A 26,097-nucleotide genomic window follows, 5' to 3' on the forward strand; every position below is an offset into this window, starting at 1 on the left:
ACCGTGACAGCCACTCCCGAGCCGGAGACGAACTCGACACCCCTCCGGCCCGTACCTCCACCTTCTGCGGGAGCTCGGAACGACGCTGCCGCGCGCCAACTCTCGCTGACGAAACCGTCCGGGAGCCTCGGCCGACTCGAAGCGGTCGGTGAATGGATCGCCGCATGCCAGGATCGATGCCCGCCTTCTCCGCTGGTTCGTCCCCGCGTCGTTGTGTTCGCCGGAGATCACGGCGTCGCGGTACACGGCGTGTCCGCGTACCCACCCGAGGTCACCGCGCAGATGGTAGCCAACTTCACTGCGGGAGGCGCAGCGGTCAATGCGTTGGCGCAAGTGTCGGGAGCGTCGGTACGGGTCGTGGACATCTCGGTACTCACCGACACGGACCCGTCGGTGAGCGGCCACAAGATCAGGAAGTCGAGCGGATCCATCGATCGCGAGGACGCGCTCACCCATGACGAGGTCCTGGCCGCCATCGACGCCGGACGCGCAATAGCCGACGAAGAAGTGGACAGCGGCGCCGACCTTCTCATCGCAGGCGACATGGGGATCGGAAACACCACGCCTGCAACCGCTTTGATCGCGGCACTCACCGACACCGAACCGGTCGCGGCCGTGGGGCGCGGAACGGGTGTCGACGACGCCGGGTGGATTCGCAAGACCGCTGCCATTCGCGACGCGATGCGCAGAGCACGCCCGGTCGTGAAGGACCCGATCGCGCTCCTCCGTGTAGCCGGCGGTGCCGACATCGCCGCGATGGCAGGGTTTCTCGCGCAGGCTGCGCACCGCCGTACGCCGGTCATCCTGGACGGACTCGTCGTGACGGCAGCAGCGCTCGTGGCCGAGGAGTCCGCGCGCGGCGCCCGCGAATGGTGGGTGGCTGGCCACCGATCGACCGAACCTTCGCACTCGATTGCGTTGAAGCACTTGCGGATCGAGCCACTGCTCGAACTCGACATGCGCCTGGGTGAGGGATCGGGAGCGCTCGTGGCTCTCGGTCTCGTACACGCGGCAGTCGCGACGCTCTCGAACATGTCGACCTTTGCCGATGCAGGGGTCAGTACCGAAATCACCGCCGATACGGCCGAGTGACGTGCTCGCCGGACCACGATTGGCACTGTCGTGGCTGACTGTCGTGCCTATCGACGGCCCGCGTGAGATAGATCGCGGCCATGGACGTGCAGCAATATCGGCTACTCCCCTCGTCGGATTGTTGTTGGGGGCAGTGTCGGCGCTTCTGTTGTGGCTGATCGGTATAGCGTCGCTTCCCAGCCTGCTCGCGGGCCTGCTGACGGTGTCGGCACTAGCCCTTCTCACCCGGGGCATGCACATCGACGGCCTCGCGGACACCGCCGACGGTCTCGGTTGTTACGGGCCACCCGAGCGGGCGCGCGAAGTGATGCAATCCGGAGGCGCCGGACCGTTCGGGGTAGCAGCCGTGTCCCTCGTTCTGGCCATCCAGGCAGTCGGTTTCGGTGAACTCGCCGCCGACGGCTCCTGGTGGTCGATCGTTCTTGCCGTATCGGTCGGTCGCGTTTCGGTGGTTCTCGCATGCCGACGCGGGATTCCCCCAGCCGGGACCACCGGCTTCGGGGCGCTCGTCGCCGACACACAATCGGCCGTCCCCGTCGCGGCGTGGACCGTGTTGGCCGTGGTCGCAGCGGCAGGAACTGTCGACGGCCGTTGGTGGCAGGGTCCGGCGGTGGTGGTTTTCGCGCTCGCCGCAGTGGTACTGGCAGTTCGGCACTGCGCCAGGCGATTCGGGGGCATCAGCGGCGATGTCCTCGGCGCGGCGATCGAGGTGACCACCGCGATCGCGGTGGTCGGCCTCCTGATCGGTCGGTGAGTTCTCAGCCGAGCTTGGTCATCCAACCGTGGGTATCTGCGAAGGTACCCCGCTGAATACCGGTCAGTGTGTCTCGCAACGCAAGGGTGATCTCACCCGGCTCGCCGCCTGCGATGGTGTACTCCCCTTCAGCGGACTTCACGGTGCCAACCGGGGTGATCACAGCGGCAGTTCCACACGCGAACACCTCGGTGATCTCACCCGACTCGGCGCCTTTCTGCCACTCCTCGGTAGAGATTCGACGCTCTTCGACGGGGATGCCGGAATCGGTTGCGAGCGTCAGCAGCGAATCGCGAGTGATGCCGGGGAGCAAGGAGCCGGACAGCGACGGTGTGACGAGGCGGGCGTCGGATCCCGAGCCGAAGACGAAGAACAGGTTCATCCCGCCCATCTCCTCGACGAAGCGACGCTCGATGGCGTCGAGCCACACGACCTGATCACACCCTTCGTCGCTTGCTTGCGCTTGCGCCAGAAGCGATGCCGCGTAGTTTCCGGCGAACTTGGCCGCTCCTGTACCGCCGGGAGCTGCACGCACGTATTCGGTCGAGAGCCAGACCTTGACCGGCTTGACTCCGCGGGGGAAGTACGCGCCAGCGGGTGAAGCGATGAGCATGTATCGGTAGTCGTCAGCGGGACGGACACCGAGGCCCGCCTCGGTCGAGAACATGAACGGCCGCAGGTACAACGCATCTTCGCCGCCCGCTTCCGGCACCCACTCGTGGTCGACCGCGAGAAGCTGTTCGATCGAGGCGAGGAACAATTCCTCGGGCAGTTCGGGCATTGCCAACCGCCGTGCCGACGTCTGGAATCGCTCGGCGTTGGACCGAACGCGGAACGACGCGAAGTCACCGCCTGGCTGCCGATAGACCTTCAGTCCTTCGAAAATGGCCTGCCCGTAGTGCAGAACCATCGCTGCTGGATCCAGTTGGATCGGACCGTACGGGGCGATCGTCGGGTCGTACCACCCCTTGTCGGTGGAGTAATCGATGATTGCCATGTGGTCGGTGAAGAACTTCCCGAACCCCGGCGCAGCCAGTACGGCCTCTCGTGCCTCGGACGGTGCCGGAGACGGATGGGCCGCGCGGGTGAAGTCGGGTAGGCCAGTCATGATCCGATCTTATCCAACGCGGTCATGACCACTCACTTGGTGTTCACCTCACTTCGCATTCACCTCACTTGGTATTCACCGAAACGAACGGCGGAGCTACGATCTCGCACCGCAGAGCACGGCCGCGCACGTCGACCTCGACGAGGTCTCCCGCGGCAAGCTCGGCGCTCGAATCGATCAGTGCCAACGCGATTCCGATTCCGAGGGAGGGCGAGAACGTGCCCGACGTCGTGACACCCACTGCAACACCGTCGCGCAGCACCGTTTGGCCCTGTCGTGGGACTCCGCGGTCGAGAGCCTTGACGCCCCGTAGCACCCGCGACGGGCCTACCTCTTTCTCTGCAGTCAGGGCCGCCTTGCCCCAGAATCGATCCTTCTTCCAGCCGACTGCCCATCCGCACCGCGCCTGGAGCGGCGAGATATCGAGTGACAGTTCGTGACCGTGCAGCGGGTATCCCATCTCGGTCCGCAGCGTGTCTCGTGCGCCTAGACCGGCGACCTCTCCGCCGCCGGCGCGGACGAGTTCGACGAGCGCACGAAACAACGCCTCGGTACCCGCCCAGTCGGGAAGGAGCTCGTATCCGTGCTCACCGGTGTATCCGGTGCGACACACACGAACCGGCTTCCCGTTCCACAGCGCGTCGACGAACGCCATGTACTCCATATCCACGGGGACGCCGAGTTGCTCGACGATGGCGCGCGAGCCCGGCCCCTGCACCGCGAGAACTCCGAAGTCACGGTGTTGATCGATCACGCTGACCCCGTCCGGCGCATCGGCGGTCAACGCCGCGACGACAGCAGCGGTGTTTGCTGCATTCGGAACGAGGAACACCTCGTCGGGGCTGACGTAGTAGGCGATCAGATCGTCTACTACGCCACCGGATTCGGTGCAGCACAGTGTGTATTGGGCCTTAGCTGGCCCGACCCTACCGAGATCGTTTGTCAGGGCGCCGTTCACGAACTCCGCGGCGCCGGGGCCACTGACGAGCGCCTTTCCGAGGTGGCTGACGTCGAACACTCCGACGGACTGCCGTACCGCTTTGTGTTCGGCGACCACGCCCGAGTAGGAGACCGGCATTTCCCAGCCTCCGAACGGCGCGAATGTGGCACCGAGTTCGACGTGGGCGCCGTGGGCGGGACCGTGGACAAGTTCGGCTGCACTCATGCTGGCCAACGCTAGCGGACCACCGGCGCCCGGGTTGAGGTCACTACGATCGAATGCGACCGACACAATCGATCCCATTTCTGTAGGAGCTGCCCCGTGCCTTCGACTTCACCCCGCACCCTCGGACCCGAGCTGGTGCTGGCCGACCGCGTCGGCAAGAACATCGACGTCCTGGTCGTCGCACTGAGCACGAGCGAGGACGGCCTCGAACTCGTCGTCACCGATTCCATCTCCGACGCCGATGCGTCGGCGCTACTCGATTCGTTCGAGGCCGTCGGAGCGACCGGCAAGGCCGACGAGCTCACTCGCATTCCCGCACCCACTTCACTGGGTGTCGCGAGCGTTCTCGCTGTCGGACTCGGCACGTCCGCCGACATCGACACCGAGCGGATCCGTCGATCGGCAGGCACCGCCGCGCGAGCATTGGCTGGAACCGCAACCGCGGCCACCACGCTCGGCTCACTCGATCTCGGCGCTGCCGCTGAAGGATTCTTCCTCGGCGCCTATACCTTCACCGAGTTCAAGTCGGCCTTGTCCGCACCGGGACCCGACGCAGGACCACTCGCTCGCGTCGAGTTGCTGGTGACCGACCCTCGCGCACGCGAAGCCAAAGCGGAGTTGTCGCGGTCGATCGCGATCGCAGAATCCGTCGCGATCGCCCGCGATTTCGTCAACACTCCCCCAAGTCACCTGTACCCCGAGGAATTCGCGGACCGGGCGAAGCAACTCGGTACCGACGTGGGACTCAGCGTGCAGATCCTCGACGACAAAGCGTTGGAGAAGGGCGGGTACGGCGGAATTCACGGCGTCGGGAAGGGATCTTCGCGCCTGCCACGCCTGGTGCGGTTGACGCATTCCGGAGGCAAAAGAAAGTCGAAGAAGGTTGCCCTCGTCGGCAAGGGCATCACGTTCGACACCGGCGGCATCTCCATCAAGCCCGCAGCCGGCATGGAGAACATGACCTCCGACATGGCAGGCGCCGCGGCAGTCATCGCGACGGTCATCCTCGCCGCGAAGGTCGGACTGCCCCTCGACGTCGTCGCCACCGTACCGATGGCAGAAAACATGCCGTCAGGGACCGCTCAGCGCCCGGGTGACGTACTCACCCAATACGGCGGCATCACCGTCGAGGTCATCAACACCGACGCCGAGGGACGCCTCGTGCTCGCCGACGCCATAGTGCGTGCGTGCGAGGACGACCCGGATTACCTCATCGACACGGCAACTCTCACCGGCGCTCAGGTCGTCGCGCTGGGCAATCGGACACCGGGCGTCATGGGTACCGACGAATTCCGTGACCGCGTCGCCGCAATTTCATGTGCTGTCGGCGAGAACGGCTGGGCCATGCCGCTGCCGAGCGAAATTCGTCGGGAACTCGATTCGAAGGTCGCCGATCTGGCCAACGTCACCAACGGCCGGGCCGGAGGCATGCTCGCTGCTGCACTGTTCCTGAAAGAGTTCGTCGCCGAGGGCGTCGAGTGGGCTCACATCGATGTAGCGGGCCCGGCCTACAACACGGCAGGCCCGTTCGGCTACACCGGCAAGGGCGGCACCGGAGTCCCCGTCCGCACGATGTTCGCCGTGCTCGAGGACATCGCCGAAAACGGTTAGTCGCTTCGCGCCAGTGGCACGGCTAGGTGCCCTTCGGGGCACTTTTCCGTGCCACTGGCGGCGGAGCCGTATGCCACTGGCGGCGGAACCGCATGTTGCCGGCAGAGGAGCACCTACTGCTCAGAAGCCCTACGCTTGAGAATTTTCTGTCGCGCGTCGTAGTCGCGCATTCGCTGGGGGTACCGCGTCTTTCGCACGTCGTAGACCGGAATCTTCAGATCGGGACCGAGTTTGCGAACATCGCGTTCGTCGACGGCGCGTCGCGTCCATTCTCCGTCGTTCGCCACGAGAACTACCGTGACAGGAGTCACTGTGGTCTTCGGTTCGACGTAGGCCTCGACGCCTATGCGTGCCGTCGTCCAGTCGGCCAGATACTGCGCCGCCGAACCCTCCTTGGCGCTTCTACCTTTGCCGCCACGTCGCGCGAAGCGATCGAACAAACCCACTACGTTCACTCCTGTCATAGGTGCGTGCAACTGACGTCGCTGTTCGCGCAGTCGGTGTTACCGATCAGTTTGCCAGCACGACGGCAGCCCTCGGGGAACACGCCGACACCGAAGATGGAAGGATGGAAGGTAGAGGGTTCAACTCTCTTGTACGAGGAGAACGATTGCCGATCGAAAGAGAAAGGGCATCTACGTGTCTGCCGTAATCGACAGTGGATCGTGCAATGCCCCGATCGAAAGCTCGGCCCGGACGCCGTCACCGCGGACGTGGACAGCGCTGATGATCGCAATTAACGCAAGTATCGTCCGCGAACCTTGCAACCCCAGCACAATGGTTCACGACCACAAGTCGTCGAATTAAATTACCCGCATACAACTGTCGAGGAGTCAACAGACATGGCCTTCTCCGTCCAGATGCCAGCTCTTGGTGAGAGCGTCACCGAGGGAACTGTCACGAGGTGGCTCAAGCAGGAGGGCGACACCGTCGAGGTCGACGAGCCGTTGCTCGAAGTATCGACCGACAAGGTCGATACCGAAATCCCGTCCCCCGTTGCTGGCGTTCTGACGAAGATCGTGGCTCAGGAAGACGACACCGTCGAAATCGGTGGTGAGCTCGCGCAGATCGGCGACGCAGGCGAGAAGTCCGCGCCGGCCGAAGAATCCGAATCTGCCGCAGAAGAGCCTGCAGCCGAGGAACCGACGCCCGCCGCAGAGCCCGAACCCCAGGCAGAGGAGGAGGCTCCCACCCAGGAGGCTCCCGCAGCCAAGTCGGACTCCAGCGGTTCCGGAACTCCGGTCAAGATGCCCGAACTCGGCGAGTCCGTCACCGAGGGCACCGTCACCCGCTGGCTCAAGGCCGTCGGTGACGAAGTTGCCGTCGACGAGCCTCTGCTCGAAGTCTCGACCGACAAGGTCGACACCGAGATCCCGTCCCCGGTCGCCGGCACTCTGCTCGAGATCAGTGCCGAGGAAGACGACACTGTCGAGATCGGCGGACAGCTCGCCGTGATCGGTTCCGGCTCGCCCGCCGAGAAGGCACCCGAGCCCGAGAAGGCACCCGAGCCCGAGAAGGCTGCCGAGCCCGAGAAGCCAGCTCCTGCGCCCGAGCCGAAGAAGGAGGCTCCCAAGCAGGAGGCACCCAAGGCAGAGGCCCCCAAGCAGGAAGCACCGAAGCAGGAAGCACCGAAGCAGGAGACGTCTGCCCCGTCCGGCGACGCCACCCCGTACGTGACTCCGCTCGTTCGCAAGCTCGCTGCGGACAACGATGTCGACCTGTCGACCGTCAAGGGCACCGGTGTCGGCGGACGTGTTCGCAAGCAGGACGTTCTCGCTGCGGCCGAGGCAAAGAAGGCTCCGGCCGAGGCTCCTGCAGCAGCACCCGCTGCCGCCGCTGCTGCTCCCGCAGCATCGGCCACCGCGGGTGTCCGCCCGGAGTTGGCTCACCTGCGGGGAACAACGCAGAAGATCAACCGCATCCGGCAGATCACGGCCAAGAAGACTCGCGAGTCGCTGCAGACCACGGCACAGCTCACCCAGACCTTCGAGGTCGACGTGACGACCATTGCTGCTCTGCGTACCAAGGCGAAGGCGACGTTCTCCAAGAACGAGGGCGTCAACCTGACTTACCTGCCGTTCTTCGCGAAGGCAGTCGTCGAGGCACTCAAGGCTCACCCGAACGTCAACGCCAGCATCGACGAGGACAAGAAGGAGATCACGTACCACGCGAACGTCCACTTGGGCATCGCCGTGGACACCGAACAGGGTCTGCTTTCCCCCGTCATCCACAACGCGGGCGACCTGTCCCTCGCGGGCCTGGCTCGCGCCATCGCCGACATCGCATCGCGAGCACGCACGGGAGGCCTCAAGCCCGACGAGCTCGCCGGCGGCACGTTCACCATCACCAACATCGGTAGCCAGGGCGCCTTGTTCGACACCCCGATCCTGCTTCCGCCGCAGGCGGCGATGCTCGGTACCGGCGCCATCGTCAAGCGCCCGGTCGTGGTGAAGGACTCGGACGGCAACGAGTCGATCGGCGTGCGATCGATGGTGTACCTGCCGCTGACGTACGATCACCGACTCGTGGACGGTGCCGACGCAGGTCGATTCCTAACCACGATCAAGCAGCGTCTACAAGATGCTTCGTTCGAAGCGGATCTGGGTATCTGAAACGACATGCAGCAAAATTCGTCTGTATCGTGAAGTTACAGACGACATGATCGATCCTCGAATCAGCGGGGAGTAATACAGAGTTCGGGGCACCACTCGCATTGCGGGTGGTGCCCCGTCACTGTCGAGGAGGGACGTCCAACACCATGCGCGTCGTCATTGCAGGTTCGTCGGGATTGATCGGTACCTCCCTTGTTGCGTCACTGCGCGGCAAGGGCCATGAAGTCTCCAGGCTCGTGCGGCGGGCGCCTGCCGGCCCCGACGAATTCTCCTGGGATCCGCCGAGCGGAGACATCGACGAGCGTGCGTTGCGTAACGCCGACGCCGTGGTCAATCTCTGTGGTGTCGGCATCGGCGACAAACGGTGGTCCGGCGCGTACAAGCAACAGGTCCGCGACAGCCGCATCACGCCGACGGAGGTGTTGGCCGAGGCATGCGTGACGCACGAGGTGCCGACTTTGGTCAATGCCAGCGGTATCAACTTCTACGGCGATACGGGCGACCGCGTCGTCGACGAGTCGGACGGCGTCGGTTCGGGGTTCCTCGCGGAAGTGTGCCGTGACTGGGAAGCTGCCACAGCGGCCGCCGATGCCGGTGGTGTCCGAACGGTCATGCTGCGCAGCGGCGTCGTACTGTCCCGCCGAGGCGGAATGATGGACAAACTCCGCCCTCTCTATCTGCTGGCGCTCGGCGGCAGGCTCGGAAGCGGACGCCAGTACTTCCCGTGGATTTCGTTGGAAGACGAAATCGGCGCGACGATCCACGGGCTGGAGAACGACGCCGTGCGCGGGCCGGTCAACATGGTAGGTCCTGCCCCGGTCACCAACGCTCAGTTCAACAGCGCATTCGCGCGCGCCATCAAACGTCCCGCGCCCTGGGTCGTACCAGGTTTCGCACTCAAGCTGGCCATCGGCGAGTTCGCCGAGGAAGCGATCTTGACCGGGCCACGGGCAATTCCGAAGGTGCTGGAAGACACCGGCTTCGCGTTCGAACACAACACTGTCGGCGACGCACTGAGGGCTGCGGTCGGTCACTGACCGTCGCCGGGCGCGGCGTAATGTCTGTGGGTATGAGCAGTGTTGCAGTTTCCGCTCGGGACAGTTCGGAACCCATCGATGTTCACGAGATCGGGACCGTCGAGTACGTCGCGGCATGGGAACGTCAGCGTGAACTCGCGGACATGCGAGCCGATGGCCACGGCCGTGACACGTTGCTGCTACTCGAACACCCGTCGGTGTACACAGCTGGTAGGCGTACTTCCCCGGAGGATCGGCCGAAGGACGGCACCGAAGTCATCGAGGTCGACCGTGGGGGGAAAATCACCTGGCACGGACCGGGCCAATTGGTCGGCTACCCCATCGTGAAGTTGGCCCAGCCGATCGACGTGGTGCGCTACGTGCGCCGGATCGAAGAAGCGTTGATCACGGTGTGTACCGACCTCGGCGTCGATTGTGGCCGAATCGACGGTCGGTCCGGTGTATGGCTTGCCGCCAAGGCGCACTTGCCCGAACGCAAGATCGCCGCCATCGGAGTGCGTGTGCAGCGCGGCGTGACATTGCACGGATTCTCGTTGAACTGCAATTCCAGCACCTCGGGTTTCGACGCGATCGTGCCGTGCGGAATCGCCGACGCGGGTGTCACTTCCCTGTCGAGCGAACTGGAACGCGAGGTCACCGTCGCAGACGTCGTTCCCGCTGTCACCTCCGCGATCGTATCGGCCCTCGACGGGCACCTGGAGGTCACTGATCACCCGGTCACGGGTCGAGAAGTGGTGAACGCCTCCAGTAACCCGCAGTTCACCACGATGAAGTTCGGCGCGTAGCATCGGTTAGGTGACTGTGGCCCCAGAAGGACGCAAACTACTCCGCCTCGAGATCCGAAACGCGGAGACCCCGATCGAACGTAAGCCCAATTGGATCAAGACCAAGGCGAAGATGGGCCCGGAGTACACCGAGCTCAAAGGTCTTGTGAAACGTGAGGGCTTGCACACGGTCTGCGAGGAAGCCGGATGCCCCAACATTTACGAATGCTGGGAAGACCGCGAGGCGACGTTCCTCATCGGCGGTGAGCAGTGCACCCGCCGATGCGACTTCTGCCAGATCGACACGGGTAAACCCGACGATCTCGACCGCGACGAGCCCCGCCGAGTTGCCGAGAGCGTTCAGGCAATGGGCCTGCGCTACTCGACCATCACCGGCGTTGCACGTGACGACCTGGAAGACGGCGGCGCGTGGCTTTACGCCGAGACCGTGCGGTACATCAAGAAGCTCAACCCCAACACCGGCGTCGAACTGTTGATCCCGGACTTCAACGCGAAGCCCGATCAGCTCGCCGAGGTCTTCTCCTCCCGCCCCGAGGTACTTGCACACAACGTCGAGACCGTCCCCCGCATCTTCAAGCGGATTCGACCCGCATTCCGCTACCAGCGGTCGATGGACGTCATCACCGCAGCTCGGAACGACGGACTCGTCACCAAGTCCAACCTGATCCTCGGTATGGGCGAAACGCCGGAAGAAGTACAGGAAGCGATCCGCGACCTGCACGAGGCCGGCTGCGACATCCTGACGATCACGCAGTACCTGCGACCATCGCCCCGGCACCACCCCGTCGAGCGTTGGGTCAAGCCCGAGGAGTTCGTCGAGCATTCCAACTACGCCACCGAAGTGGGCTTCGCGGGCGTCCTCGCTGGACCGTTGGTTCGCTCGTCCTACCGCGCGGGTCGCCTCTATGCCCAAGCAATGCAGCACCACGGCCGCGAACTTCCCCAGAGCATGAGCCACCTGGTCGAGGGCGGCGAAGCGTCGCAGGAAGCGAGCTCGCTGATGGCTCGTCTGGCAGCCCGCTGATCGACTCCTGGCGCGATGCAGAGGTACGTCGGTGCGGGACGTATCCTGTGAAGCATGGCGAACGGCAGTAAAGCGGGCAAAGCAGGAAAGCCCAGCAAAGAGGTCAAGGCCGCGGCGAAGGCTGCGCGCAAGCAGGCATCGAAGGAACGCCGCAGTCAGCTGTGGCAGGCATTTCAGATGCAGCGGAAAGAAGACAAAGCACTTCTTCCGCTGATGATCGGCGCCATCGTCGGGATCACCGTCGTGGCGTTCTTGATCGGACTGATCTTCGGCGTCGAGTGGTTCGTCGTGCCCTTCGGTCTCCTGATCGGAGTCCTGGTCGCGTTCATCATCTTCGGCCGCCGAGTTCAGAAGTCGGTGTACAAGAAGGCAGACGGCCAAGCGGGCGCCGCTGCATGGGCGTTGGACAACCTACGCGGATCCTGGCGAGTCACCAACGCGATTGCCGGTACCACGCAGCTCGACGCCGTCCACCGGGTCATCGGTAAGCCAGGGGTCATCCTCGTCGCCGAGGGGGCGCCCCAGCGGGTCAAATCTCTTCTCGCACAGGAGAAGAAGAAGACAGCACGGCTCGTCGGCGATACCCCGATCTACGACATCGTCATCGGCAACGGCGACAACCAGATACCGCTGTCCGGTCTTCAGAAGTACCTAGCCAAGCTCCCCAACAACATCGACAGCAAACGGATGGACACCATCGAGTCGAGGTTGTCCGCGCTCAGCACCAAGGGCGGCCCGGCAATGCCGAAGGGTCCGGTCCCGGGAGGCGCGAAGATGAAGGGTGTTCAGCGCACCATTCGTCGTCGCTGAATTTCGGCCCGAACAAAGCCATACGTGAAAAGAACAATGCTGCGCGGTCACCGGCCGCGCAGCATTGCCGTTCCGGTAGCGCGATCGTGCATCCCGCGACCATCCTGGTCGGAGATGATCGCCGGGAACACGAAGATCAGAAAGAACGTGCGGACCACTGCGCGGATGAACCCGACGCGCGCCTGCGCGTCGATCCTCGCGACTTGAATGCCTGCGATCAGCTGGCCCGGAGTGAACGAGAAGACCGTCACCGCTCCGACGCCGAGCACGAACCACACGAGCAGGGTGATCGTCGACATCGACTGCGCGATCCCGGTGATGCTGATGATCAGAGCAGCAATGCCCATCGACATCACCCAGTCGATCGCCAACGCTGCGGTTCGGCGGGCCAGCCCGGACAGCGCTCCGGGCCCATCGGCAGGCAAGCCGAGGCGTTCTCCCGGGTAACTCTGCTCGGTGCCGTCGTCCGGAAGCGCCGCGCCGGATCCGGACAACCAGGAGCCTGTCATTCGTGCCATGGCTACCAGGATAGGCGGCGGCGTACACCCGCCGGTACGCCGTCACCGTAGTGTGTACGCGAGAGCACGGCACATCCGATCGAACCGTCGGTCGGATGTGCCGCCGCTTCACTGGTGTGCTCACAGAGCACGACGCGTAACACGGGCGAAACACAGTCTTGACCGGCGGGCAACACCAAGTCCATAACGTGCCAGTCGACGGAATCGACAAAGGAGTAACAGCGTGGCGTTCACCACGGCCGAAGAGGTCATCAAGTTCATCGCCGACGAAAACATCGAGTACGTGGATATTCGGTTCACCGATCTCCCCGGAATTCAGCAGCACTTCTCGATCCCAGCGTCGGCGTTCAACAAGGATGTCTTCGAAGACGGCCTCGCATTCGACGGTTCGTCCGTCCGCGGGTTCCAGTCCATCCACGAGTCGGACATGATGCTGTTGCCCGACGTGACGACGGCTCAGGTCGACCCGTTCCGCGCTGCGAAGACACTGAACGTCAACTTCTTCGTCCACGACCCGTTCACGCGTGAGTCGTACAGCCGCGACCCGCGCAACGTGGCACGTAAGGCCGAGGAGTACCTGGTGTCCACCGGCATCGCCGACACCGCGTTCTTCGGCGCCGAGGCCGAGTTCTACATCTTCGACTCGGTTCGCTACGACTCGGGCATCAACGGTGCGTTCTACGAGCTCGACTCGATCTCGGGTTCCTGGAACACCGGCGTCGAGGCCAACGCGGACGGCAGCCCCAACCTCGGGTACAAGGTGCGCGCCAAGGGTGGCTACTTCCCCGTCGCACCGTACGACCACTACGTCGACCTGCGCGACGAAATCTCCACCAACCTGCAGAACGCAGGCTTCGAGCTCGAGCGCGGCCACCACGAGGTCGGCACCGGCGGCCAGCAGGAGATCAACTACAAGTTCAACACGTTGCTTGCCGCTGCGGACGACCTGCAGCTGTTCAAGTACATCGTGAAGAACACCGCGTGGAAGAACGGCAAGTCCGCCACCTTCATGCCGAAGCCGCTCTTCGGCGACAACGGCTCGGGCATGCACGTCCACCAGTCGCTGTGGAAAGACGGCAAGCCGCTCTTCCACGACGAGGCCGGATACGCCGGACTGTCGGACCTGGCTCGCCACTACATCGGCGGCATCCTGCACCACGCACCGTCGTTGCTGGCCTTCACCAACCCGACGATCAACTCGTACCACCGTTTGGTGCCGGGCTACGAAGCCCCCATCAACCTCGTGTACAGCCAGCGCAACCGCTCGGCCGCAGTCCGTATCCCGATCACGGGCAACAACCCCAAGGCCAAGCGCCTCGAGTTCCGCGCACCGGACAGCTCGGGCAACCCGTACCTGAACTTCGCCGCTCAGATGATGGCAGGTCTTGACGGAATCAAGAACAAGATCGAGCCGCAGGCGCCGGTCGACAAGGACCTCTACGAGTTGCCGCCCGAGGAAGCCAAGAACATTCCTCAGGCACCGACGTCTCTCGAAGCGGTCATCGACCGCCTCGAGGCCGATCACGAGTACCTGACCGAGGGTGGCGTCTTCACCACGGACCTCATCGAGACCTGGATCTCGCTCAAGCGTGAGCAGGAAATCGCTCCGGTCAACCTTCGTCCGCACCCGTACGAGTTCCAGCTGTACTACGACGTGTAAATCGTCGGGATTACACAAAAACGCCCGTCTTGCCACTCGGCAAGGCGGGCGTTTTTGTGTACGAAGGGTAACGAGTCTTCGAAAACAGGTTTACTTTCGAGTGAATACAGCCACGCTCTACCAGTCGGTCTGCTCGCCTCACGACCGACGAGCCGAGTGCTCGGGAAGAGAGTGATCAACCCGCTATGGATGTGCTCTGGAATTTCGTGTCCGTCCGTCGGCAACAGCTGCTCACGGACTCGTACCTGCATGTGTCCGCCGTGGTGCAGTCGATCGTCATCGCCACGATCGTCGCCATCCTCATCGGCATTCTGGTCTACCGCTCCCCCGCGGGTTCGGCTGTGGCCACCGCTCTCGCCAGCACGATTTTGACGATTCCGTCCTTCGCGCTGCTCGGATTGCTCATTCCGATTCTCGGCCTCGGGGTGGCCCCGACGATCACCGCGCTTGTTCTCTACGCACTACTGCCGATCATCAGGAACACCATCATCGGCTTGGCATCGGTCGACCCGGCGGTGACCGATGCTGCCAAGGGCGTCGGATTGAACCGACTGCGAATTCTGGCGCGCATCGAAATGCCTCTGGCGTGGCCGTCGATCCTTGCCGGGATGCGAGTGAGCACCCAAATGATCTTCGGCATTCTCGCCATCGCCGCATACGCGAAGGGTCCGGGGCTGGGCAACCTCATCTTCTCGGGTCTGTCTCGTGTCGGAAGCCCCAACGCAGTGCCGCAAGCACTTGTCGGCACCGTTCTGATCGTCGTACTCGCACTCATCGTCGACGGCATCCTGGTCCTCGTCGGCCGTCTCACAACCTCGAGGGGTATCCGTGCCTGATTCAGCCAAGCCACACGTATCCGGAGTCGACATCGTGCTCGAGTCCGTGAGCAAGCGCTACCCCGGGCAGAAGGATGCCGCCGTCGACAACGTGTCCTTGACGGTTCCTGCCGGCGAGACCGTAGTGTTCGTCGGACCGTCGGGTTGCGGCAAGACCACGACGATGCGAATGATCAACCGGCTGATCGAACCGTCGTCGGGGAAGATCACCATCGACGGCAAGGACGCGCTGTCGATCGATCCCGACGAACTGCGGCGTGGGATCGGATATTCGATCCAGCAGGCGGGGCTGTTTCCCCACATGACGATCGCGAAGAACGTCGCTACCGTCCCCGGTTTGATCGGGTGGGACAAGAAGCGCATCTCCGACCGCACCGACGAGATGCTGGACCTCGTCGGCCTCGACCCCGACACCTACCGCAACCGTTATCCCCGGCAGCTCTCCGGCGGACAGCAGCAGCGTGTGGGTGTGGCTCGAGCTCTCGCCGCTGACCCTCCGGTACTGCTCATGGACGAACCGTTCGGTGCCGTCGATCCCATCACTCGCGGCCTCCTGCAGGACGAGCTGATGAGGTTGCAGTCCGAGCTCGGCAAGACCATCGTCTTCGTGACGCACGATTTCAACGAGGCGGTCAAGCTCGGCGACCGCATCGCCGTTCTCGGCGACCAGTCGTCGATCATGCAGTACGACACACCCGAGGCGATTCTGGCGAACCCTGCGAACGACACCGTCGCGGGTTTCGTGGGGGCCGACGCGTCGTTGAAGCAGTTGACGCTCACCCGCATCCGCGATGTCCGCCTACTCCAATGCCCGACCGCGAAGGAGAGCGACCCCGTCGACGAGATTCGGGCGAAGATCGCGTCTCGGAAGTGGCAGTGGGGCTTGGTCCTCGACGATCGCAGCCGCCCACTGCGGTGGGTCTCCCCCGGTCACCTGGCGACCGCGTCGTCCTTGAAGGGACTTGGAGTTCCTATCGGCGAACTCGTGTCGATCCAGTCCACCCTGCAGGATGGGTTGGAGGCACTGCTGGCGGAGAGTACGGCGTCCACGGTCGTCACAGGAAGCCGCGGCGAATACGTCGGACTGATCTCGATCGACACCCTCGTCGGACATCTGCAGAAGATGCGCGAGGCGCACGAGCACGACCATGACGAGCCGTCGACCGAATCGACGCCGGCATGACCACCTCCGAGAAACCACGGAACGCCGAAGCGCCCGATCCGCCCGACATGGAAGCGGCTCCCGACGAAGGAGCATCCGAGCGAGGGGCAGCGAAACGCGCGGAGCGCATGCGCCTGCTGGTCCAGCCCATCGTCGTTCTGGTGCTCGTTGTCGGAGTGCTGGTCTGGGCCTTCGGACGCGAGCTGACCGCGACGCAGGAGGGCAGCATCAGCATGTCCAACATCGCGACGCTGACGTGGCAGCACATCCTGCTCACCGCCGCCGTCGTCGTCATCGTCGTTGCCATTGCCGTCCCGCTGGGAACGGTTCTGACCAGGCCCGGATACACCAAGCTTGCGCCGTTCTTCGTCGGTATCGCCAACATCGGAGCTGCGGCGCCCGCGATCGGACTCCTCGTTCTCTTCTATCTTGCGACGAGACAAACAGGTTTCTGGATCGGCGTTCTGCCGATTGCGTTCTACTCATTGCTTCCCGTGCTGCGCAACACGATTCTCGGCTATCAAGAAGTGGACAAGACGTTGATCGACGCAGGCCGAGGCCAGGGAATGTCGGCGATGACGGTGCTGCGCAAGGTGGAATTCCCCATGGCGGTTCCCTACATTCTCGCCGGACTTCGTACATCGCTCGTTCTCGCTGTCGGCACTGCCACGCTGTGCTTCCTGGTCAGCGCAGGTGGACTGGGCATTCTGATCGACACCGGTTACAAACTTCGCGACAACGTCACCCTCGTTGTCGGAGCCGTTCTCGCCGTGTCGCTCGCCTTGTTCATCGACTGGCTCGGCGCATTGGCCGAGCAGTTCCTCGGACCGAAGGGCCTTCGATGAAAGCCGGTGCTCGACGCCTCGTCGCACTCGCCATGACAGCGTCGATTCTGGCCGCGTGCGGTCTCGAATCGGGCGGAGCGGTCCCGCTGGCCGTAGGTCCCGGCAGCATCGAACCGATCCCCGAACTGGAAGATGTGAAGATCACGGTGGGGTCCAAGGACTTCACCGAGCAGATCACCCTCGGCTACATTATCGAGTTCGCATTGTCGGCCGCAGGTGCCGACGTTCGCGACCTCACCAACATTCAGGGCTCCAACAGCACTCGCGATGCCCAACTCGACGGCCAGATCGATATCACCTACGAGTACACGGGTACGGGTTGGATCAACTACCTCGGCAACGAAACTCCGCTGCCGGATTCGACCGAACAGTACGAGGCTGTGCGTGACGCAGATCTGGAGGCCAACGACATGGTGTGGGCTGAGCCAGCGCCCATGAACAACACCTACGCCATCGCCATGAACCGTCAGACCGCCGAACAGACCGGCGTGAAAACGTTGTCCGATTACGCGCGGTTGGTCGGATCCGATCCAGCCGCGGCCACCACGTGCGTGGAAACCGAGTTCAACGTTCGTCAGGACGGTTATCCGGGCATGGCGGCGAAGTACGAATTCGACCCTGGTGCTGCTCCTCGGCAGATTCTGCAGACAGGCATCATCTACCAGGCCACGGCGGACGGAACACAGTGCAAATTCGGTGAGGTGTTCACCACCGACGGGCGGATCATCGCGCTCGATCTCGTGCTGCTGGAGGACGATCGAGCATTCTTCCCGAAGTACAACCCTGCCCTGGTGATGAAAAAAGCCTTCGCCGACGCACATCCGCAGATCGCGGAGGTCATGGCGCCCATCTCCGAAAAGCTCACCAACGAAGTCATGACCGAGCTCAACCGCCAGGTCGACGTCGAGGGACTGGAGCCCGCCGAGGTCGCCCGTGACTGGTTGGTCTCCGAAGGCTTCGTCACAGCCCAGTGACCGGTGTGGTGAGGGCTTCGCGGCGTCAGGCGCCGAAAGTCCTCTCCACAACGGCTTTTGCCCGACGCGTCACCCGTAGGTAGTTGTCGAGGAACTCGCTGGCGTCGGCGTTCTCCCATCCTGCAACCTTCGCGACGGCGGACAACACATGTCCCGGCCGCGGCAGCTGGTCGGTCGGCTTCCCGCGGACCAGCACCAGTGCGTTGCGCGCTTTGGTGGCGAGAATCCAGGCCTCGCGCAGCAATTCGACATCGGTTTCGCTCATCAGCTCGGCGGCGCCGATGGCGTCGAGGCTCTGCAGCGTCGACGTGTTGTGCAAGGACGGAACATCGTGTGCGTGGCGCAGCTGGATGAGCTGCACAGTCCATTCGATGTCGGCGAGACCGCCGCGACCGAGTTTCGTGTGCGTTGCCGGATCGGCGCCCTTGGGTAGTCGCTCGGAGTCGATGCGTGCCTTTATCCGGCGAATTTCTCGCACCGCGTCCACCGACACACCACCTTCGGGGTAGCGCACCCGGTCTGCCATCAACAAGAACTCGATCCCGAGGTCCTGATCGCCGGCGACTTGATGAGCACGCAGAAGCGCCTGGACCTCCCACGCCTGTGCCCATTGCGCGTAATACGCCTCGTACGAGGCGAGGGTTCGAACCACAGGACCGTTCCGTCCTTCCGGACGAAGACCGGTGTCGACCTCGAGTGGCGGGTCGGTACTCGGCGCCCCGAGGAGCTTGCGGATGCGATCGGCGATCCCGTTGGCCCACTTGACTGCAGCGCTGTCGTCGGCGCCTGCAACGGGCTTGCAGACGAACAACACGTCCGCATCGCTTCCGTAGCCCAGCTCTCCCCCGCCGAGGCGTCCCATACCGATGACGGCAAGGGCGGCCGGAGCAGGCTCACCGCGTTCGGCGACGCTCGCCCGTATCGCTGCGTCGAGAGCCGCATTGATGACCGCGGCCCATACCGACGACAGCGCACGGCACACCTGGGGCACATCCAGCATTCCGAGAATGTCAGCGGACGCCACGCGCGCGAGCTCGTGACGCCGGAGTGCGCGAGCTGCGTTGATGGCGCGCACCGGGTCCTCGTAGCGACCCGAGGACGACAGGATCGCGCGATAGGTTTCCTCCGGTTCGGCGTCGAGCAGACGTGGACCGGTCGGACCGTCGGCAAACAATCGAATGACCTCGGGCGCCTTGATCAACAGGTCCGGTACGTAGGCCGAAGACCCGAGAACGATCATCAGTCTCTGAGCGACGGCACCTTCGTCACGCAACGTCCGTAGGAACCAGGTCTGATCGACAGTAGCCTCGGACAGCCTGCGGTAGTTGAGCAACCCTGCGTCCGGATCCGGTGTGTCGGCGAGCCATTCGAGCAGAGTCGGCAGTAGAACGGCCTGGATCTGACCACGCCGTGTACCACTGCCTACAAGGGCGCGAAGGTGACCGAGTGCGTTTTCGGGAGTGGCGTAACCGAGGGCAGCGAGCTGGCGGATCGCAGCATCGGGTGTGAGCCGAACGGTGTCCGAGTCGAACCGAACGACCGAGTCGAGTAGCGGGCGGTAGAACAACTTGGCATGCAATCTGCGAATGCGCTGCGCGTTGCGCTTGATCTCCGCACTCAACACCCCGAGCGCGTCCCGGTTGCCGTCGGGGCGCATGTGCGCCGCGCGTGCGAGCCACCGCAACGCTTCTTCGTCCTCCGGCGGCGGAAGCGTGTGCGTGCGCTTCATACGCTGCAATTGCAGACGGTGTTCGATGAGACGAAGGAACTCGTACGACGCCGTCAGGTTCGCGGCGTCGTCGCGGCCGATGTAGCCGCCGTCGGTGAGCGCTGCCAGCGCGTCGACCGTGCCGAGGACACGCAACGACTCGTCGGTTCGGCCGTGGACGAGTTGCAAGAGCTGAACCGCGAACTCGACGTCGCGCAGAGATCCTCGGCCGAGCTTGATCTCGCGCTCTCGCAGCTCCGGTGGGACCATCTCTTCGACGCGGCGACGCATGGCCCGCACCTCGGGTACGAAGTCCTCACGTTGCGAGGCGAGCCACACCATCGGATTGAGCGCTGAGACGTAATCGTGCCCGAGCTCGAGATCTCCGGTCATCGGCCTCGCCTTGAGCAACGCCTGGAACTCCCAGGTCTTCGCCCATCGCTTGTAGTAGGCGATGTGCGAGTCGAGGGTACGGACGAGCTCGCCCCGCTTCCCTTCCGGCCGCAACGCTGCATCGACCTCGAAGAATGCCGACGAACCGATGCGCATCATTTCGCCCGCGATTCGACTGGCCACCGAGTCTGCGGGTTCGGCGACGAACACGACGTCCACGTCGGAGACGTAATTGAGTTCTCGCGCACCACATTTACCCATGGCGATGACCGCGAGTCGTGTCGGGCACGGTTCGTCAGGGCATGCCGTCGCCACAGCGACGGCAAGGGCGGCCGTCAACGCAGCATCGGCCATGTCGGACAGCTGGGTCCCCACCAACTGGTACGGCAGCACCGGTTCGTTCTCGACGGTTGCGGCGAGATCGGCGGCTGCGAGCACCATCACCTGATCGCGGTATGTCTTACGCAGGGCGACAACAGCTTCCGGACCGGTGATGCCGGCGCGATAGAGCGAGGGGGACGCGTTCTCACCGGTCTCGGGTACTGCGCGCACCGAATCGAGTAGCTCCTGGGTGAGCTGGCTCTTCGACGGCAGTTCGATTCGGCCGTTGACAACGGACTGTTTGCCCTCGGGCGTACGCAGCTCTCGCCACAGTTCGGGATCGGAGACGAGGTGATCGGCGAGCGCACTCGACGCGCCGGACAACCCGAACAGGCGTCCTCGCAAGCCCTTGTCCGAGCGCAGAGCGGCATCCAGTTCGGCGAATTTGTCACCGAGCGCGTCGTCGAGTCTGACGACGGTCCGAAGCGCGAGATCTGCATTCGCAGCACGGGAGAGAGACCACAGCAACTCGAGACTGTCCTCGTCCGTCCACCCGAGCTTCTGCAGATCTGCGGGCGCAGTCGACTCCACCAAGCCGAGTCGGCCTGCCCCTGGGACTACCGAACGTGACGTGGGCGGGCGCACCATCAGCGAACACCTCGACTTTGGCGTGACACTTCATTTACCTCGTAAAGGATGGGTTCTTACCTCGTACTCGAACGAGGTAAAACCTAGCCCATACGCGGTGTCGTCCCGTGCAGACCACCCGGACCCGTCCGCGTCAGAGACCTAGGTACGCCTTTAACTCGTACGGGGTCACGTGGCTCCGGTACTCCTCCCACTCGCGACGCTTGTTGCGGAGGAAGAAGTCGAAGACGTGCTCACCGAGTGCCTCGGCGACCAGTTCCGAATTTTCCATCGCGTTGAGTGCCTGGTCGAGGTTGCCCGGAAGTTCTTTGTATCCCATCGCCCGACGCTCGGCCGTGGTCAGTGCCCACACGTCTTCCTCTGCCTCGGGAGGCAGCGTGTAGCCCTTTTCGATTCCGCGAAGGCCCGCGGCGAGAAGAACTGCGAACGCGAGGTACGGGTTGCACGCCGAATCGGGACTACGGATTTCGACACGACGAGAGGACGCCTTGTTCGGGGTGTACATCGGCACGCGAATCAAGGCCGAGCGGTTGGCGGGTCCCCACGAGGCCGCTGTCGGCGCTTCGCCGCCGCGGACGAGACGCTTGTAGGAGTTCACCCACTGGTTCGTGACGGCGCTGATCTCATTGGCGTGCTCGAGAATGCCGGCGATGAACGACTTGCCGGTCTCCGACAGCTGCATCGGATCGTCCGGGTTGTGGAACGCGTTCGTATCGCCCTCGAAGAGGCTCATGTGCGTGTGCATAGCCGAGCCGGCCTGATCACTGAACGGCTTCGGCATGAACGTCGCGCGCACACCCTCTTCGATTGCCACCTCTTTGACGACGTAGCGGAAGGTCATGATGTTGTCTGCCATCGACAGTGCGTCGGCGTAACGGAGGTCGATCTCCTGCTGACCGGGGGCGGCCTCGTGGTGACTGAACTCGACCGAGATTCCCATCGATTCCAGGGCATCGATCGCGTGACGACGGAAGTTCGGCGCCGAGTCGTGTACGGCCTGATCGAAGTAGCCGCCGTTGTCGGCGGGGGTGGGCGGCGACCCGTCCTCGGGGCTGTCCTTGAGCAGGAAGAACTCGATCTCGGGGTGCACGTAGCAGCTGAAGCCGAGGTCGGCGGCCTTGCTCAGTTGACGGCGCAGCACGTGCCGCGAATCGGCCCACGACGGGGATCCGTCCGGCATCGCGATGTCGCAGAACATGCGCGCGGAGTGCTGGTGTCCCTTGCTCGTCGACCACGGCAAGATCTGGAACGTGGCCGGATCGGGCTTGGCGACGGTGTCCGCCTCGGAGACGCGCGCGAATCCTTCGATTGCGCTGCCGTCGAATCCGATGCCCTCGTCGAAGGCACCTTCCAGCTCCGCCGGGGCGATGGCCACGGATTTCAGATACCCCAGAACATCGGTGAACCACAGGCGGACGAAGCGGATGTCCCGCTCCTCCAATGTCCGGAGCACGAATTCCTTTTGGCGATCCATGTCCGCGAGACTAAGCAAACCGCGTTAAATCTGTGTTACATCGTGAATTCGGTCTCACTTCCGACCTCTCTCACCTGCGGTGACACGAATGTGAGAAGTGCTCAACACACCAAATCGTTACCTGGCGGGACCAGATCGACGAGGTAGTCGACCAACGGACCGTCGATGCACTCCTCGCCCGAGAACGAGACGGTGTGCTGAGTTCCGTCGAACGTGATCAGATCGGCGCCCAATTGGTCCGCCAGGTCGACGCCTGCCTGGTACGGCGTCGCCGGGTCGAACGTGGTCGACACGACGACAAGTTTCGGGATGCCCGGCACCGAGATCGTGTGCGGACTTCCGGTGTTGGGGACCGGCCAGAACGCACAGACGTCGAGCGGCGCGCTCCCCGTTCCCCGTCCGTCGTCCAGGAACGGGGCCGCCTCTCGGTACCGACGGTCTGCCTCCCCTGCTTCGGTTCGATCGGTGGTCGGTGGATCGTCGACACAGCGGATGGCGGTGAACGCATCGTCGAGATTGGTGTAGGACCCGTCGTCCAACCTGCCCGAGTACAGGTCTGCCAGACGCAGCAGCGTGTCCCCTCGCCCCTCCATCAGTTCGTTCAGTCCCACCTTCAGCGGCCTCCACAGGCTCTGTGAGTACAACGCCTGCTGGGTCCCGGTGAGAGCGTCGTCGTAACTCAGTCCGCGCGGGTCGGTCGTCTCGGCCGGGCGGTCGATCAGCGGATCCACCAGGGCCCGGAATTGCTCGTCGGCGAGCGTCGGGTCCGTGCCGAGAGGGCAGGCATCCGATTCGGCGCAGTCCTCAGCGAAGGCGTCGAACGCGCCCTGGAAGCCCGCACCCTGCTCGACGGCCTCGTCGACGGGGTTCTGCTCGGGATCGAGAGCGCCGTCGAGCACCATCGCTCGCACGTTCTCCGGAAACGCCTCGGCGTACGCGGTCCCGATGCGGGTGCCGTAGGAATACCCGACGTAGGTCAGCTTCTCGTCACCGAGCACGGATCGGATGACATCCATGTCCTGGACGACCTCGCGGGTTCCCACACGCTCCAGGACCTCGGTTCCGGTTCGATCCGCACACTTGGCGGCGTAGTCGCGGTGCTCGTCCTCGGTCCGAGCTATTCCCTCGGGCGAGACGTCGACGTCGTTGTCACGGCGTGCGGCGTCCGTCTCCTCGGTATCGAGACACCGCACCGCGGGCGTCGACGCGCCGATTCCGCGCGGGTCGAAGCCGATGCGGTCGAACCGTTCGGCAACGGCCGTGTCCTCCGCCTGCGTCGCGAGATACAGCCCTGACGACCCTGGTCCTCCTGGGTTGAACAGGATCGACCCGATCTTCGCTCCGGTGGCCTGCGACCGTGAGATCGCGATCTGGGCGATGTCCCCGTCCGGGGCGTCGTAGTCGAGGGGCACCGTCACCTTTGCGCACTCGATCGAACTCGGGAGACCCGACTCGTCGGTGTCGTAGTCCTCGCACGGCTCCCAGGTGAGCTCCTGGGTGTAGAACTTTTCCAACCCTGCAGGGACAACGCCCGCGCCCGGAGACGACGCCTGCGCGCTGGATTCCGGTTCGGGGGTTCCGGCTCGCTCGGTTTGCCCACATCCTGCGATCGTCATCACTACTGCCGCGCCGAGCGCAACCGCGCTCCACGTACGAGAAGTCCTGCGCGCTTGCCGCCTCATACTCCGAGATCGTGCCAGAGCCAGCTGGGCCGAGGCGCGCACGGGAAGCGAAGCGGCCTCGGCCGCATTAGTGTTCCGGTACGTGCAGGCACTGCGAATCGCCCTGGCCCAGATCAATCCGACCGTCGGCGATCTGATCGGCAACGCCGCGCTGATCGTCTCGTGGACTGCCCGCGCCGCCCAGGAGGGCGCCCACGTCGTCGCATTTCCAGAGATGGCAACCACGGGCTATCCGGTCGAAGACCTCGCTCTGCGCCCGTCGTTCGCGCGCGCATCGCAGGCCGCCCTCGAATCGCTCGCCGTTGATCTCGATCGAGCAGGATGCGGCGAGGTGGTGACGGTCGTGGGCTACCTCGAACGCGACCGTGCAGGATCGAGGAACAGTGCCGCAGTTCTGTTCGGCGGGTCCGTCGTCTCCCGGTACGACAAGCACGCGCTCCCCACCTATCGGGTCTTCGACGAGCTCAGGTACTTCGCACCAGGGTCGCGGTTGTCGATCACCACCGTGAACGGCATGAGGGTCGGCGTGGTGATCTGTGAGGACATCTGGCAACCCGGCGGTCCCGTTCCGGCCTACGCCGCAGCCGGAGTAGACGCACTGCTCTGTCTGAACGCGAGTCCGTACGAACGCGGTAAGGACGCAGTCAGACGCTCGGTCGTGGAACGCCGTGCCGCCGAGGCCGGGGTCCCGCTGGCGTATGTCAATCTCGTCGGAGGGCAGGACGAACTCGTCTTCGACGGTGGCAGCATGGTCGTTGCCGCCGACGGAACCCTGCTTGGGAAGGCGCCCGAATTCGTCGAGCATCTCCTGTACGTGGACATCGACCCACCGCCGTCCCCGCAGCCGGATCGGGACCCCGCGCCGGGGTGGACCGTGGACCGCAGCACGATTCCGGATCTCTTGGTCCGCGGTTGGCATCGGGCGGAGTCCACCACGGCACCAGAAATCTCCGGCGACGAAAAATCATGGAGCGCGCTGGTCACCGGCGTGCGGGATTACGTCCACAAGAATGGATTCAAGTCGGTGATCCTCGGGTTGTCCGGTGGTATCGATTCAGCGGTCGTCGCCGCAATCGCCGTCGACGCTCTCGGCAGCGACGCGGTCTACGGGGTCTCGATGCCCTCGCAGTACTCCTCGGACCATTCCCGTTCCGACGCAAGCGAATTCGCCCGAAGAACCGGAATTCACTTCGTCACCGAACCGATAGCCGACATGGTTGCAGCGTTCGTCGAACAACTGTCACTGACGGGTGTAGCCGAGGAGAACATCCAAGCGCGATGCCGCGGTATGACACTGATGGCTCTGTCGAATTCCGCCGGCCACCTCGTGTTGGCGACGGGCAACAAATCCGAACTGGCCGTCGGCTATTCGACGATCTACGGTGATGCCGTCGGAGGATTCGCACCCATCAAGGACGTCCCGAAGTCGCTGGTCTGGGACCTTGCCCGCTGGCGCAACAAGGCCGCGACCGAACGCGGCGAGATGCCGCCGATCCCCGAGGGCAGCATCGACAAACCGCCGTCTGCCGAGCTGCGTCCGGGACAGCTCGATACCGATTCGCTTCCCAACTACGTCGAACTCGACGCCATTCTGTTTCGATACGTCGACAGCGACCAGTCCGTCGAGGACATCGTGGCCGCCGGGTTCGACCGCGACACTGTCACCTCGACGGTGCGCAAGGTCGACGCCGCGGAGTACAAGCGGCGGCAATATCCGATCGGCACCAAGATCACCTCGCGCGCGTTCGGCCGGGATCGGCGGATGCCGATCACCGCGCGGTGGCGTGAAGTGTGACCAATTGCACGGTCGGGTTCTCTTCGGCAACGTCCGCAGCGGTGGCAGACTCGAAAGCGTCATCAACCCCATCCCGGGGACCC

General features: G+C 64.0%; 21 protein-coding genes. 14 read left to right on the forward strand and 7 right to left on the reverse strand.

Features of this window, described 5'->3' with window-relative positions; all coding sequences use genetic code 11:
• Positions 1-3 precede the first annotated feature (3 nt).
• Both cobT and D8W71_RS19005 read left to right on the forward strand, forming a co-directional pair.
• Positions 4-1,092: a nicotinate-nucleotide--dimethylbenzimidazole phosphoribosyltransferase gene (cobT, locus tag D8W71_RS19000; RefSeq protein ID WP_121119551.1), complete on the forward strand. Its 1,089-nt coding sequence runs from the start codon at positions 4-6 to the stop codon at positions 1,090-1,092.
• A gap of 1 nt (position 1,093) precedes the next feature.
• Positions 1,094-1,846: an adenosylcobinamide-GDP ribazoletransferase gene (locus tag D8W71_RS19005; protein ID WP_121115619.1), complete on the forward strand. Its 753-nt coding sequence runs from the start codon at positions 1,094-1,096 to the stop codon at positions 1,844-1,846.
• 4 nt (positions 1,847-1,850) lie between these two features.
• Here D8W71_RS19005 and D8W71_RS19010 read toward each other — a convergent pair whose 3' ends face one another.
• Both D8W71_RS19010 and gcvT read right to left on the reverse strand, forming a co-directional pair.
• Entirely contained in the window at positions 1,851-2,954 is a 1,104-nt protein-coding gene (locus D8W71_RS19010; RefSeq protein WP_121115621.1) for a branched-chain amino acid aminotransferase, read from the reverse strand.
• 64 nt (positions 2,955-3,018) lie between these two features.
• Complete coding sequence (gene gcvT, locus D8W71_RS19015; protein WP_121119553.1) at positions 3,019-4,119, reverse strand: glycine cleavage system aminomethyltransferase GcvT; 1,101 nt, start codon at positions 4,117-4,119, stop codon at positions 3,019-3,021.
• Positions 4,120-4,215: 96 nt separating this feature from the next.
• Between gcvT and D8W71_RS19020 the strand changes: the two genes are divergently transcribed.
• Positions 4,216-5,730, forward strand: a complete 1,515-nt coding sequence (locus D8W71_RS19020) for a leucyl aminopeptidase (RefSeq protein WP_121115623.1) — start codon at positions 4,216-4,218, stop codon at positions 5,728-5,730.
• A gap of 113 nt (positions 5,731-5,843) precedes the next feature.
• On the opposite strand, the gene D8W71_RS19025 is transcribed toward D8W71_RS19020, so the two are convergent.
• On the reverse strand, positions 5,844-6,176 hold the full coding sequence (locus D8W71_RS19025; protein WP_121119555.1) for an oxidoreductase: 333 nt from the start codon (positions 6,174-6,176) through the stop codon (positions 5,844-5,846).
• Between the two features lie 396 nt (positions 6,177-6,572).
• On the opposite strand from D8W71_RS19025, the gene sucB reads away from it, so the two are divergent.
• The 5 genes from sucB to D8W71_RS19055 all read left to right on the forward strand — a co-directional run bounded on the left by sucB (position 6,573) and on the right by D8W71_RS19055 (position 11,998).
• Positions 6,573-8,342 carry a 2-oxoglutarate dehydrogenase, E2 component, dihydrolipoamide succinyltransferase gene (gene sucB, locus D8W71_RS19035; RefSeq protein ID WP_121115627.1) on the forward strand — a complete coding sequence of 590 codons (1,770 nt, stop codon included), beginning with the start codon at positions 6,573-6,575 and terminating at the stop codon, positions 8,340-8,342.
• A 146-nt stretch (positions 8,343-8,488) separates the two neighbouring features.
• A complete protein-coding gene (locus tag D8W71_RS19040; RefSeq protein WP_121115629.1) occupies positions 8,489-9,379 on the forward strand; it encodes a TIGR01777 family oxidoreductase in 891 nt (296 codons plus the stop codon).
• Between the two features lie 32 nt (positions 9,380-9,411).
• Complete coding sequence (lipB, locus tag D8W71_RS19045) at positions 9,412-10,164, forward strand: lipoyl(octanoyl) transferase LipB (protein WP_121115631.1); 753 nt, start codon at positions 9,412-9,414, stop codon at positions 10,162-10,164.
• A gap of 10 nt (positions 10,165-10,174) precedes the next feature.
• A complete protein-coding gene (lipA, locus tag D8W71_RS19050; protein ID WP_201265135.1) occupies positions 10,175-11,188 on the forward strand; it encodes a lipoyl synthase in 1,014 nt (337 codons plus the stop codon).
• 54 nt (positions 11,189-11,242) lie between these two features.
• Positions 11,243-11,998: a DUF4191 domain-containing protein gene (locus D8W71_RS19055; RefSeq protein ID WP_121115635.1), complete on the forward strand. Its 756-nt coding sequence runs from the start codon at positions 11,243-11,245 to the stop codon at positions 11,996-11,998.
• Between the two features lie 47 nt (positions 11,999-12,045).
• Here D8W71_RS19055 and D8W71_RS19060 read toward each other — a convergent pair whose 3' ends face one another.
• Entirely contained in the window at positions 12,046-12,516 is a 471-nt protein-coding gene (locus D8W71_RS19060) for an RDD family protein (RefSeq protein WP_121115637.1), read from the reverse strand.
• A gap of 223 nt (positions 12,517-12,739) precedes the next feature.
• Between D8W71_RS19060 and glnA (D8W71_RS19070) the strand changes: the two genes are divergently transcribed.
• The 5 genes from glnA (D8W71_RS19070) to D8W71_RS19090 all read left to right on the forward strand — a co-directional run bounded on the left by glnA (D8W71_RS19070) (position 12,740) and on the right by D8W71_RS19090 (position 17,993).
• Positions 12,740-14,176, forward strand: coding sequence for a type I glutamate--ammonia ligase (gene glnA, locus D8W71_RS19070; protein WP_121115641.1), 1,437 nt, complete (start codon positions 12,740-12,742; stop codon positions 14,174-14,176).
• Positions 14,177-14,361: 185 nt separating this feature from the next.
• Positions 14,362-15,012 carry an ABC transporter permease gene (locus D8W71_RS19075; protein ID WP_121115643.1) on the forward strand — a complete coding sequence of 217 codons (651 nt, stop codon included), beginning with the start codon at positions 14,362-14,364 and terminating at the stop codon, positions 15,010-15,012.
• The gene (locus D8W71_RS19080; protein WP_121115645.1) at positions 15,005-16,195 is read left to right on the forward strand and encodes an ABC transporter ATP-binding protein; all 1,191 of its coding nucleotides are present in this window, start codon (positions 15,005-15,007) and stop codon (positions 16,193-16,195) included. The genes D8W71_RS19075 and D8W71_RS19080 overlap by 8 nt, the downstream gene beginning before the upstream one ends.
• 47 nt (positions 16,196-16,242) lie before the next feature.
• Positions 16,243-17,019: an ABC transporter permease gene (locus tag D8W71_RS19085; RefSeq protein ID WP_236078087.1), complete on the forward strand. Its 777-nt coding sequence runs from the start codon at positions 16,243-16,245 to the stop codon at positions 17,017-17,019.
• Positions 17,016-17,993 carry a glycine betaine ABC transporter substrate-binding protein gene (locus D8W71_RS19090; protein WP_121115649.1) on the forward strand — a complete coding sequence of 326 codons (978 nt, stop codon included), beginning with the start codon at positions 17,016-17,018 and terminating at the stop codon, positions 17,991-17,993. The genes D8W71_RS19085 and D8W71_RS19090 overlap by 4 nt, the downstream gene beginning before the upstream one ends.
• 25 nt (positions 17,994-18,018) lie before the next feature.
• On the opposite strand, the gene D8W71_RS19095 is transcribed toward D8W71_RS19090, so the two are convergent.
• From D8W71_RS19095 to D8W71_RS19105, 3 genes are all read right to left on the reverse strand, one after another.
• The gene (locus D8W71_RS19095; RefSeq protein ID WP_121115652.1) at positions 18,019-21,063 is read right to left on the reverse strand and encodes a bifunctional [glutamine synthetase] adenylyltransferase/[glutamine synthetase]-adenylyl-L-tyrosine phosphorylase; all 3,045 of its coding nucleotides are present in this window, start codon (positions 21,061-21,063) and stop codon (positions 18,019-18,021) included.
• A gap of 133 nt (positions 21,064-21,196) precedes the next feature.
• The gene (gene glnA, locus D8W71_RS19100) at positions 21,197-22,537 is read right to left on the reverse strand and encodes a type I glutamate--ammonia ligase (RefSeq protein ID WP_121115654.1); all 1,341 of its coding nucleotides are present in this window, start codon (positions 22,535-22,537) and stop codon (positions 21,197-21,199) included.
• A gap of 101 nt (positions 22,538-22,638) precedes the next feature.
• A complete protein-coding gene (locus tag D8W71_RS19105) occupies positions 22,639-24,219 on the reverse strand; it encodes an alpha/beta hydrolase (protein ID WP_121115656.1) in 1,581 nt (526 codons plus the stop codon).
• 82 nt (positions 24,220-24,301) lie between these two features.
• Here D8W71_RS19105 and D8W71_RS19110 point away from each other — a divergent pair, with 82 nt between their 5' ends.
• Positions 24,302-26,014: an NAD+ synthase gene (locus D8W71_RS19110; RefSeq protein WP_236077506.1), complete on the forward strand. Its 1,713-nt coding sequence runs from the start codon at positions 24,302-24,304 to the stop codon at positions 26,012-26,014.
• The last annotated feature ends 83 nt before the right edge of the window (positions 26,015-26,097 follow it).

It is taken from the genome of Rhodococcus sp. P1Y, assembly GCF_003641205.1.
In the GTDB taxonomy this organism is placed as follows: domain Bacteria; phylum Actinomycetota; class Actinomycetes; order Mycobacteriales; family Mycobacteriaceae; genus Rhodococcoides.

What these genes read in the sequence shown, in the direction of transcription:
- D8W71_RS19040 (WP_121115629.1), top strand. Translation starts at nt 8,489, where the DNA reads ATGCGCGTCGTCATTGCAGGTTCGTCGGGATTGATCGGTACCTCCCTT.
- D8W71_RS19085 (WP_236078087.1), top strand. Translation starts at nt 16,243, where the DNA reads ATGGAAGCGGCTCCCGACGAAGGAGCATCCGAGCGAGGGGCAGCGAAA.
- D8W71_RS19095 (WP_121115652.1), bottom strand. Translation starts at nt 21,063, where the DNA reads ATGGTGCGCCCGCCCACGTCACGTTCGGTAGTCCCAGGGGCAGGCCGA.
- gcvT (WP_121119553.1), bottom strand. Translation starts at nt 4,119, where the DNA reads ATGAGTGCAGCCGAACTTGTCCACGGTCCCGCCCACGGCGCCCACGTC.
- lipB (WP_121115631.1), top strand. Translation starts at nt 9,412, where the DNA reads ATGAGCAGTGTTGCAGTTTCCGCTCGGGACAGTTCGGAACCCATCGAT.
- glnA (WP_121115654.1), bottom strand. Translation starts at nt 22,537, where the DNA reads ATGGATCGCCAAAAGGAATTCGTGCTCCGGACATTGGAGGAGCGGGAC.
- D8W71_RS19060 (WP_121115637.1), bottom strand. Translation starts at nt 12,516, where the DNA reads ATGGCACGAATGACAGGCTCCTGGTTGTCCGGATCCGGCGCGGCGCTT.
- D8W71_RS19075 (WP_121115643.1), top strand. Translation starts at nt 14,362, where the DNA reads ATGGATGTGCTCTGGAATTTCGTGTCCGTCCGTCGGCAACAGCTGCTC.
- D8W71_RS19010 (WP_121115621.1), bottom strand. Translation starts at nt 2,954, where the DNA reads ATGACTGGCCTACCCGACTTCACCCGCGCGGCCCATCCGTCTCCGGCA.
- sucB (WP_121115627.1), top strand. Translation starts at nt 6,573, where the DNA reads ATGGCCTTCTCCGTCCAGATGCCAGCTCTTGGTGAGAGCGTCACCGAG.
- D8W71_RS19105 (WP_121115656.1), bottom strand. Translation starts at nt 24,219, where the DNA reads ATGAGGCGGCAAGCGCGCAGGACTTCTCGTACGTGGAGCGCGGTTGCG.
- D8W71_RS19055 (WP_121115635.1), top strand. Translation starts at nt 11,243, where the DNA reads ATGGCGAACGGCAGTAAAGCGGGCAAAGCAGGAAAGCCCAGCAAAGAG.
- D8W71_RS19090 (WP_121115649.1), top strand. Translation starts at nt 17,016, where the DNA reads ATGAAAGCCGGTGCTCGACGCCTCGTCGCACTCGCCATGACAGCGTCG.